Origin of the sequence: Promicromonospora citrea (assembly GCF_013004695.1) — a bacterium.
Taxonomy (GTDB): Bacteria; Actinomycetota; Actinomycetes; order Actinomycetales; family Cellulomonadaceae; genus Promicromonospora; species Promicromonospora citrea.
This window is the reverse complement of sequence record NZ_JABEMG010000159.1, coordinates 1-9052: the sequence shown is the minus strand read 5'-3', so window position 1 is coordinate 9052 and position 9052 is coordinate 1. Positions and strand designations below refer to the sequence as shown.

Here is a 9052-nt window from a genome sequence, read left to right as displayed (position 1 = left end):
CGGCATCTCAGCCGTCCGCCTGCTCCAGCGTCACGGCGAACACCTTGAGCCGTGCCTCGTCGGGCAGGGTGAGCGACGCGACCGTCCGCGCGGGGTCGACGGCATAGGCGCGCGCGAAGACGTTCACGGGTGGCGCGTCGCGGCCGCCCCCGGCGCGCAGCCGGTACGGCGCGGCGACCGCGACCTGCTCGCCGGCACCCGCACCCTGCGCCCAGTCGCTGAACGCCAGCGGCACGACCTGGGTGCCGCCGTCGGCGTAGGTGAGCGTCGCGGGCACGTCCACCGCACCGTCCGCCGCGGCCGCCAGCACGTGCAGCCCGTCCGCGCGCAGCGGCGGCAGACCGATCGTCTGGCCGCCCGCCCGCACCGTGTTGTCCACGCCGTCGGCGCCGCTGCCGAACGCGTACACGGTGCCTGCCAGCGGCGCCGGGCCTGCGGACGGCAGGGTCTCGGCGGCGTAGCTCCAGCCCAGGCCGTCGAAGTCGCCGTCGGCGTCGTTCGTCTCCGTGGCGATCGAGTCGTGGTCGAACGGCAGCTCGACGGCGCACACGTCGTCGTCCTGCGTGCAGCCGAGGGCGACCAGGTCGAGGCGTGCCTGCGTGACGGCGCGTCCCGCACCGGGCACCGACACCTCGAACCGCACCGTCCGCGGGCCGGGCGGCGCGTCCGGCGGCAGCGCGACGGTGGGCTCGAGGTCGACCTGCGTCCTGCGGCCCGCGCTCGTGACCTCGAACGGCGTGCGGGTGCGCACCCCGTCGACCGTCGTGGTGAGGATGCCCCGCGCGGTCCCCGGCCGCTGCACCACGGCGCGGACCCGGAAGACGACCTCGTCCGCCCGCCCCGCGACGGCCGTCACGGTCTCCGGGCCGCTCGCCACCACGACCGAGCGCTCGACCGGCGCCGGGCGACCGGGGCGGACGGCACCGGGCCGGCCGAGCGCCGACAGGTCGACCGCCCGTGCCATCGCCGCCAGCCCCGCCTCGCCGGGGTGCAGGTGGTCCCCGCTGTCGTAGGCCGGGAGCATCCGGTGGGGGTCGGCCGGGTCCCGGACCGCGGCGTCGAAGTCCACGACGGCGTCGAGCTCGTCGGTCGTGCGGACCCAGTCGTTGACGGCCTGCCGCGTGGCCTCCTGCTCCGGGCCGTAGCTGCGCCAGCCCGCGAACGGGGTGACGGTGCCACCGAGGACGGTGAGGCCCGCGGCGCGGCAGTCGCGCGCGATCCGCGTGAGCCCGTCGGTGATCTTCGTCGGGTCGAGCTGGTGCGGCTCCTGCTGGATGTCGTTGATACCGAGCAGCACCACGACCGTGCTCACCCCGGCCCGCTGCAGCACGTCCCGCTCGACGCGGTCGGTGGCGCGCACGCCCGCGCCGTCGAGCAGCACCCGGTTGCCGCTGATGCCCGCGTTGACGACCCCGGTGCGGGCATGCACCCCGCCCGCGTCACGCAGCCGCTGCGCGAGCACGTCCGGATAGCGCAGGTTGCGGTCGCGACCCGACCCGACGCCGTCCGTGATCGAGTCGCCCAGCGTCACCACGGCACCACGGCTCGCTCCGGGCTCGACGGCGACCTCGGTCACGTAGTGCCACGACGTCGTCGTCGAGGTGAGCGCGGCCCCGTCGGGACTGCCCGCGTGGTCGGTGCCGTCCGTCGCGTAGTACGACGTGGTCAGGCCCTCCGCGTGATACGTCGCCGGACCGGAGCGCTCGGGCGTGAACGTGGTGACGAACAGGTCGGTACCGGCACCGAGCCGCAGCCCGACCGGGTCGCTCCAGACCTCGGCGCCCGCCGGGACCGTGACGGCCTCCGCGCCGCCGAACGTGACGTCGCGCAGCGTGCCGTCGGCGACCGCCGGGCTGCCCGGCAGCCGCTGCACACCGACCGTGGTGTGCGCGACGACCAGGGGCGCGGTACCGAACGCGTTGGACAGCTTGACGCGCACCCGGTCGCCGCCGGCGCTCGTGCGCACGAGGTTGCGGATGGTGTAGCCGGGGAACCCGTCGGTGGTGGTGCCGCCGTTCGGCGCCGCCGCCCAGGTGGCGACCCAGGTACTGTCCGGGACCCCGCCGGTGTCGCGTGCGGCGCTCGCGGTGGTGACCGCCCCGCCGGGTGGCGCGGCCTGCACCGGGGGAGCGGCCGCGCCGGCGGGGAGGGCGGCGAGGCTCGCGGTGAGCGCGACCGCGAGCACGACTCCCGTGGCGGTGGCCGGCCGGGCGACGCGGGCGAGGCGGGTGGGTCGGGCGACGGGGGCAGGACGGGTGCGTGCTCTCGGGATGCGGGGCACAAGCGCTCCTCGGGGCGATGACATCGTTGTCAGCGTCGAGCGACGTTACGGGTCGGCGGTGCGGGCGTCAACGTCTCGGGCGTCCGACCTCCGCGGCGGGCTCGTGACCGGAGCGCCTGGTGAGCGGCCTCCGCTTGTGGCAGACGGGGCCATTTTCATGCGAAATGTACTAAATGCCGTAAAGCCTGAGTGCATGAGTTTTCACGAAGTGGCGTTCTGCGATTGCCGACCACTGAGGCGATGGCTACTTTCGATGCAGCAGTTCACACCAGACCGGTCGCGGACCAGGTCACGGACTTGGGCCTGCGGCCCGAGCGAGGACCGGCCGTCCGAGCCAGGAGACCGGTCGAGACACGAGTAGGTGACTTGCGTGGCACTACCTCCCCTCACACCCGAGCAGCGTGCGGCAGCACTCGAGAAGGCCGCAGAGGCGCGTCGCGCGCGGGCCGAGATCAAGAACAAGCTCAAGTACTCGCAGGGCTCCCTCAAGGAGGTCATCGAGCAGGGCCGGCAGGACGACGTCGTGGGCAAGCTCAAGGTCGTCTCGCTGCTCGAGTCGCTCCCCGGGGTCGGTAAGGTTAAGGCCAGGGCGATCATGGAAGAGATCGGGATCGCCGAGACCCGCCGCGTCCGAGGCCTCGGACCCCACCAGACGGCGGCGCTCATCGAGAGGTTTGGCTGAGATCAGTACGACACGACCCGCACGGCTGACCGTGCTCGCAGGCCCCACCGCCGTGGGCAAGGGCACGGTCTCCGCCGACGTGCGGGACCGCTATCCGCAGGTCTGGCTCTCCGTGTCGGCGACCACCCGGTCGCCGCGCCCGGGCGAGGTGGACGGAGTGCACTACCTGTTCGTGACGCCGGAGGAGTTCGACCGCATGGTCGAGTCCGGCGAGATGCTCGAGTGGGCCGTCGTGCACGGTCGGAACCGCTACGGGACGCCACGCAGGCCCGTCGAGGAGAAGCTCGCGGCCGGCGTTCCCGTGCTCCTGGAGATCGACCTCCAGGGCGCGCGCCAGGTGCGCGAGGCGGTCGAGACCTCGGGTCTGGACGCCCGGTTCGTCTTCCTCGCCCCGCCCAGCTTCGACGAGCTGGTGCGCCGCCTCGTCGGCCGGGGGACCGAGGACTCGGAGGAGCGTGAGCGCCGGCTCGCCACGGCGCGCGTCGAGCTCGCCGCCGAGAAGGAGTTCGACGTCACGATCGTCAACGACGACGTGCACCGTGCGACCGACGCGCTCGTCGCCTTCATGGGTGTGGGCTCCGCCACGTCCGTCGTCGGCTGAACCGACGACCCGCACGACCGACGACGGAGCAGGTAGACTTGCTCCTCGGACTTCCTCCGACGCACCTCCTCGCGCGGTAGCGTGCGTCCTGGTTCGTCGGAGCGACCGCAGACCACACACCACAGACTTCTGGAGATTCCCATGGCCGGAACCGTCGCCACCCCCGAGGGCATCACCGACCCGCCGATCGACGAGCTGCTCGAGCGCATCGACTCGAAGTACGGTCTCGTGCTGTACGCGTCCAAGCGCGCCCGCCAGATCAACGCCTACTACTCGCAGCTCAACGAGGGCCTGCTGGAGAACGTGGGCCCGCTGGTCGAGACCCGCAACCAGGAGAAGCCGCTCTCCATCGCGATGCGCGAGATCAACCAGGGCCTCCTCACGATCGAGGAGGTCGACCCGGCGGAGGTCCAGGCGCAGGCCGAGGCCGCCGCTGCCGCGCGCGCCGAGCAGGCGCTGCCCGACTTCCCGGCCTGACCGGCCGCTCATGAGGATCCTGCTCGGCGTCACCGGCGGGATCGCCGCGTACAAGGCGGTGCTCCTGCTGCGCCTGCTGCGCGAGCAGGGGCACGCCGTGCGCGTGATCCCGACGCGGTCGGCCCTCGAGTTCGTCGGCGCCCCCACCTTCGAGGCGCTGTCGGGCGAGCCCGTCGGCACCGAGGTGTTCGACGACGTGCCCGGCGTGCAGCACGTCGCGCTCGGCAAGAGCGCCGACCTCGTGGTCGTGGCCCCCGCCACGGCCGACTTCATGGCGCGCGCCGCCGCCGGCCGGGCGGACGACCTGCTGACCACGACGCTGCTCGCCGCGAGCTGCCCCGTGGTGCTCGCCCCGGCGATGCACACCGAGATGTGGGAGCACCCGGCCACGCGGGCGAACGTCGCGACCCTGCGCGAACGGGGCGTGCACGTCATCGAGCCGGCCTCGGGCCGCCTCACCGGCGTCGACACGGGGCCGGGCCGTCTGCCCGAGCCCGAGGACATCGCCCGCGAGGCGCTGTCGCTGGTCGGCGCGTCCGGTCCCGCGGCGCCGGGCCCCGGCACGCCCGCCCCTGTCCGTGACCTCGCCGGGCGCCGCGTCGTCGTATCGGCGGGTGGCACGCGCGAGCCGATCGACCCCGTGCGGTTCATCGGGAACCGGTCGAGCGGCCGCCAGGGCGTCGCGCTCGCGCAGGCCGCCGCGGAGCGGGGCGCCGTCGTGACGTTGGTCGCGGCGAACCTCGCGCAGGACGTCACCGCGCTGGTGGAGCAGGCCGGCGTGTCGTGCTCCGTCGTGCGGGTCGAGTCGACCGCCGAGCTGCGGGAGGCGGTCCGCGCGGCGGGCGCGGACGCCGACGTCGTCGTGATGGCGGCCGCCGTGGCGGACTTCCGCCCGGCGAGCACCCCCGACGCGAAGATCAAGAAGGTGCCGGGGCAGGGCCCCGCGCCGATCGAGCTGGTCGAGAACCCCGACATCCTCGCCGAGCTCGCGCACGACCGGCTGCGCGCGGGGCAGGTCGTCGTCGGCTTCGCGGCCGAGACCGGTGACAAGTCCGGCAGCGTGCTCGACCACGGCCGCGCCAAGGCGCGCCGCAAGGGTGCCGACCTCATCGCGGTCAACGCCGTCGGCGCCGGTCGCGGTTTCGGCACCGACGCGAACGACGTCACCGTCCTGGACGGGTCCGGCGACGTCGTCGGGCAGGCCGCCGGGTCGAAGCGCGAGGTCGCGGACGCGCTCTGGGACGCCGTCGTCAAGCTGCTGCCGTGAGCCCCGTCTCACTCAGCAGAATTCACTGTTCGCTGTGCGAGACCGTAGGCTGATACCCATGAGCGAGCTGCGCCTTTTCACGTCCGAGTCCGTGACCGAGGGGCACCCGGACAAGGTCTGTGATCAGATCAGCGACGCCATCCTCGACGCGCTGCTGGAGCAGGACCCGACCTCCCGGGTGGCCGTCGAGACCATGGTCACCACCGGTCTCGTCCACGTCGCCGGCGAGGTGACGACGGAGGCCTACGTCGAGATCCCGCAGATCGTGCGGGACGTCGTGCGGGGCATCGGCTACACGTCGTCCGCGATCGGGTTCGACGGCGACTCGTGCGGCGTGTCGGTGTCGATCGGCCAGCAGTCGCCGGACATCGCGCAGGGCGTCGACAAGGCGCTGGAGATGCGCGACGACGCCGCCGACCTCGACCCGCTGGACGCCCAGGGCGCCGGCGACCAGGGCCTGATGTTCGGCTACGCGTCGGACGAGACCGACGCGCTCATGCCGGTCGCGGGCTGGCTCGCGCACCGCCTGTCGGAGCGCCTGGCGGCCGTGCGCAAGTCGGGCGAGCTGCAGGGCCTGCGCCCCGACGGCAAGACCCAGGTGACGGTCGGGTACGACGGCGACCGGCCCGTCGCCGTCGACACCGTGGTGCTCTCGACCCAGCACGAGCCCGACGTCGAGCAGCAGAAGCTCCACGTGGCCGTCTCCGAGGTCGTGATCGCCCCCGTGCTGGAGGCGGCGGGGCTGGAGTGGTCCGGCGCGAAGCAGTTCGTGAACCCGACCGGCAAGTTCGTGATCGGCGGCCCGCAGGGCGACGCCGGCCTCACGGGGCGCAAGATCATCGTCGACACCTACGGCGGCATGGCACGGCACGGCGGCGGCGCGTTCTCGGGCAAGGACCCGTCGAAGGTGGACCGCTCGGCGGCGTACGCGATGCGCTGGGTGGCCAAGAACGTGGTCGCGGCGGGGCTCGCGCGCCGGTGCGAGGTGCAGGTGGCGTACGCGATCGGCAAGGCGCACCCGGTGGGCCTCTACGTGGAGACGTTCGGCACCGAGACGGCGCCCGTCGACAAGATCACCGCGGCGATCAACGAGGTGTTCGACCTGCGGCCCGCCGCGATCGTGCGGGACCTGGAGCTGCTGCGCCCGATCTACCGGGCGACGTCGACGTACGGGCACTTCGGGCGCGACCTGCCGTCGTTCACCTGGGAGCGCACCGACCGCGCGGACGACCTGCTCAGCCTGTTCTGAGCCGGGACACCGGCCCAGGTCGGGACCTTCCCGGCAGGGCCGACCTCGCGGCCTCGTGACTACCTCGCCTCGTGACTACCTCGGCGGGGGCGGGGTGTCGGTGGCGCGTGGTGGGATAGGGGCGTGAACGGGGCAGCAGGCCGGGGCGAGACGGCGGGGGCGGTGCAGGAGGACGCGCTGCTCGCGCTGGACGAGGTGGGCGGTGCCCGCCAGGGGGGCGGTTCGGGTCGGGCTGGTTCGGGTCGGGACCCGCTCGACCACGCCGAGACCAACGGCGTCCCGATCGCCGCGACGCTGCCCGTCGCGCGCGTGGCGCTGGACCTGCAGCCCGCCCACCTCGACCAGCCGTACGACTACCTGGTGCCCGCGACGATGGACCAGGACGCGCAGCCCGGCGTGCGGATCAAGGCGCGGTTCGGGCGGCAGGAGGTCGCCGGGTACGTCGTCGAGCGCCGGGAGACCTCCGACCACGACGGTCGGCTCGTGCCCCTGCGCAAGGTGGTCTCCGCCGAGCGCGTGCTCACGCCGCAGGTGCTGCGGGTGTGCCGTGCCGTCGCGGACCGGTACGCGGGCACCCTCTCCGACGTGCTGCGTCTGGCCGTCCCGCCCCGGCACGCGCGCGTCGAGAAGGAGACGGCGGGCAGGCAGACGGCCGAGGGCCCGGACGAGCCGGCCGCGTCCCCCGAGCCGGGCGACGCGCGCCCCGCGGCGAGCCGGGCGGACACCGGCCCGTCCGCCCCCGACTCCTCCGCCTGGGCGCCCTACCGCGGCGGCGAGGCCTACCTGCGCCGCATCCTGGGCGGCGAGGGTCCGCGCGCGGTGTGGTCCGCCCTCCCGGGCGTGGGGGCCGACACCGCCGACCCCATGACCCCGCACTGGGCCGCGGCGATCGCCCAGGCGGTGCGGGCGTGCACCGCCGGCGGGCGCGGCGCTCTCGTCGTCGTGCCGGACGCCCGGGACGCCGAGCGCGTGGTCGCGGCGCTCGACGCCGCGGGCCTGGGGGCCGAGGACGTGGTGCGGCTCCTGGCGGACGACGGGCCCGCCCCCCGCTACCGCGCCTTCCTGCGGGCGCTGCACGGCGACGCCCGCGTGGTGGTCGGCACCCGCGCCACGATGTTCGCGCCCGTCGCCGACCTGGGACTCGTGGTGCTGTGGGGCGACGGCGAGGAGACGCTGGCCGAGCCGCACGCCCCGTACCCGCACGCACGCGACGTGCTCGCGCTGCGCGCCGAGCAGGAGGAGGCCGCGTACCTGCTGGGCTCCCCGGGGCGGACGGCGCAGGCGCAGGCGCTGCTCGCCTCCGGCTGGGCCAGGGAGCTCGCCCCGCCGCGCGACGTGCTGCGGCAGCGCGCCCCACGCGTGCGCGCCCTGACCTCCGTCGAGCTGGCCCGGGACGGCGCCGCGTGAGCCGGGCGTGGCGCACCGCGGTCCTCGAGGGTGCCGGGGCCCTGCTGTGGTGGGACCTCGGGACCGGCCGGCAGGGGGCGGACGTCTGGGACGAGGCGCGTGCGGCAGGGTGGCTGGGCGTCGCCGGCGACGAGCTGCTCGTCCCCGCCCGCCAGGCCGCGCTCGACGCGTGGCGCGCGGCGTGGTGGCCCGCGTCCCGGATCGCCGACCTGCCACCGCTCGACCCCCGCGTGCTCGCCGCGCGCCGGGCCCTGGCGCTGGCCGCCCTCGACGGGGTCACCGACGACGACGAGGCCGTGCCGCGCGTGCTCCGGGAGCTCGCCGGGCTCACGACCCGCCTCGGTGCGCTCGACGGCCGCCTCGGTGAGCAGGTCCGCGAGCTCGCCGCGGACCACGGCGTCGACCTCGAGACGCCCGACCCGTTCCCGGCCGAGGAGCCCGCCGCACCGCGGACGCAGACCGGCGCCGCACCCCGGCAGGAGGAGTACGCGCTCGCGGCGGGCGCGTCCGGGCCGGCCGGCACCGCCCTGCTCGAGGGCGCCGACCCGGTCGACCCCGGGGCGGTGCCGCAGGGCGTCGCCGACCCCCTCGGGGACGTCACGTGGCGCGTGGACCTGGTGCGGGGTGTCGACCTGACCCTCGCGGTGACCGTGCCCGCCGCGCCCGTCGTCGGTGAGCCGCCGCACGTCCCGCTGCGGGCCGTCGCGGGCGACGTGGTGGTCCCGCTGCGCCGCGCCGGCGACGCGTGGTCCGGCACCGTGCCCGCTCCCCCGGAGCTCCTGGCCGCGCGGCCCCGGTACCGGCTCGAGGTGCCCGGACTGACGCCCGTGCCCGACGTCGACCCGCACCGGCTCGTCGAGATCGCGCGGGAGGTGGGCCCATGACGCTCCACGACGTCAACGCCCTCGGCGCGCAGATGGGGCAGGCCTACGAGCGGGGCGGTCACGCCGCCGCCGAGCCGTACGCCGCGCGGCTGCTGACCGTCGTGGGCCGGTGGTGGCTGGGCACGCACCCCGACGCGCTCTACCTGCGCGCCCGGGTGCGGCACGTGCTGGCGCAGGCCGCGGCCGACCGCGGCGACCACGCCG

The 9052-nt window shown here is 75.1% G+C and carries 9 protein-coding genes; 8 read left to right on the top strand and 1 reads right to left on the bottom strand.

Annotated elements, in window-relative coordinates:
• Positions 1-7: 7 nt before the first annotated feature.
• Positions 8-2281 carry an SGNH/GDSL hydrolase family protein gene (locus HLB15_RS23840; RefSeq protein WP_212760165.1) on the bottom strand — a complete coding sequence of 758 codons (2274 nt, stop codon included), beginning with the start codon at positions 2279-2281 and terminating at the stop codon, positions 8-10.
• A 370-nt stretch (positions 2282-2651) separates the two neighbouring features.
• On the opposite strand from HLB15_RS23840, the gene mihF reads away from it, so the two are divergent.
• The 8 genes from mihF to HLB15_RS20675 all read left to right on the top strand — a co-directional run.
• Positions 2652-2963 carry an integration host factor, actinobacterial type gene (gene mihF / locus HLB15_RS20710; RefSeq protein WP_119145571.1) on the top strand — a complete coding sequence of 104 codons (312 nt, stop codon included), beginning with the start codon at positions 2652-2654 and terminating at the stop codon, positions 2961-2963.
• Positions 2956-3564, top strand: a complete 609-nt coding sequence (gene gmk, locus HLB15_RS20705) for a guanylate kinase (protein ID WP_212760164.1) — start codon at positions 2956-2958, stop codon at positions 3562-3564. Before mihF ends, gmk begins: the two co-directional genes overlap by 8 nt.
• 141 nt (positions 3565-3705) lie before the next feature.
• On the top strand, positions 3706-4041 hold the full coding sequence (gene rpoZ, locus HLB15_RS20700) for a DNA-directed RNA polymerase subunit omega (protein ID WP_171108209.1): 336 nt from the start codon (positions 3706-3708) through the stop codon (positions 4039-4041).
• 10 nt (positions 4042-4051) lie between these two features.
• Positions 4052-5308: a bifunctional phosphopantothenoylcysteine decarboxylase/phosphopantothenate--cysteine ligase CoaBC gene (coaBC, locus tag HLB15_RS20695; RefSeq protein WP_171108207.1), complete on the top strand. Its 1257-nt coding sequence runs from the start codon at positions 4052-4054 to the stop codon at positions 5306-5308.
• Between the two features lie 58 nt (positions 5309-5366).
• The gene (gene metK, locus HLB15_RS20690) at positions 5367-6557 is read left to right on the top strand and encodes a methionine adenosyltransferase (protein WP_171108205.1); all 1191 of its coding nucleotides are present in this window, start codon (positions 5367-5369) and stop codon (positions 6555-6557) included.
• Between the two features lie 123 nt (positions 6558-6680).
• Positions 6681-7964: a primosomal protein N' family DNA-binding protein gene (locus tag HLB15_RS20685; RefSeq protein WP_311979601.1), complete on the top strand. Its 1284-nt coding sequence runs from the start codon at positions 6681-6683 to the stop codon at positions 7962-7964.
• Positions 7961-8848, top strand: a complete 888-nt coding sequence (locus HLB15_RS20680; RefSeq protein WP_171108203.1) for a hypothetical protein — start codon at positions 7961-7963, stop codon at positions 8846-8848. The genes HLB15_RS20685 and HLB15_RS20680 overlap by 4 nt, the downstream gene beginning before the upstream one ends.
• On the top strand, positions 8845-9052 hold a 208-nt coding region (locus HLB15_RS20675), incomplete at its 3' end, for a hypothetical protein (protein WP_171108202.1). The genes HLB15_RS20680 and HLB15_RS20675, both read left to right, overlap by 4 nt.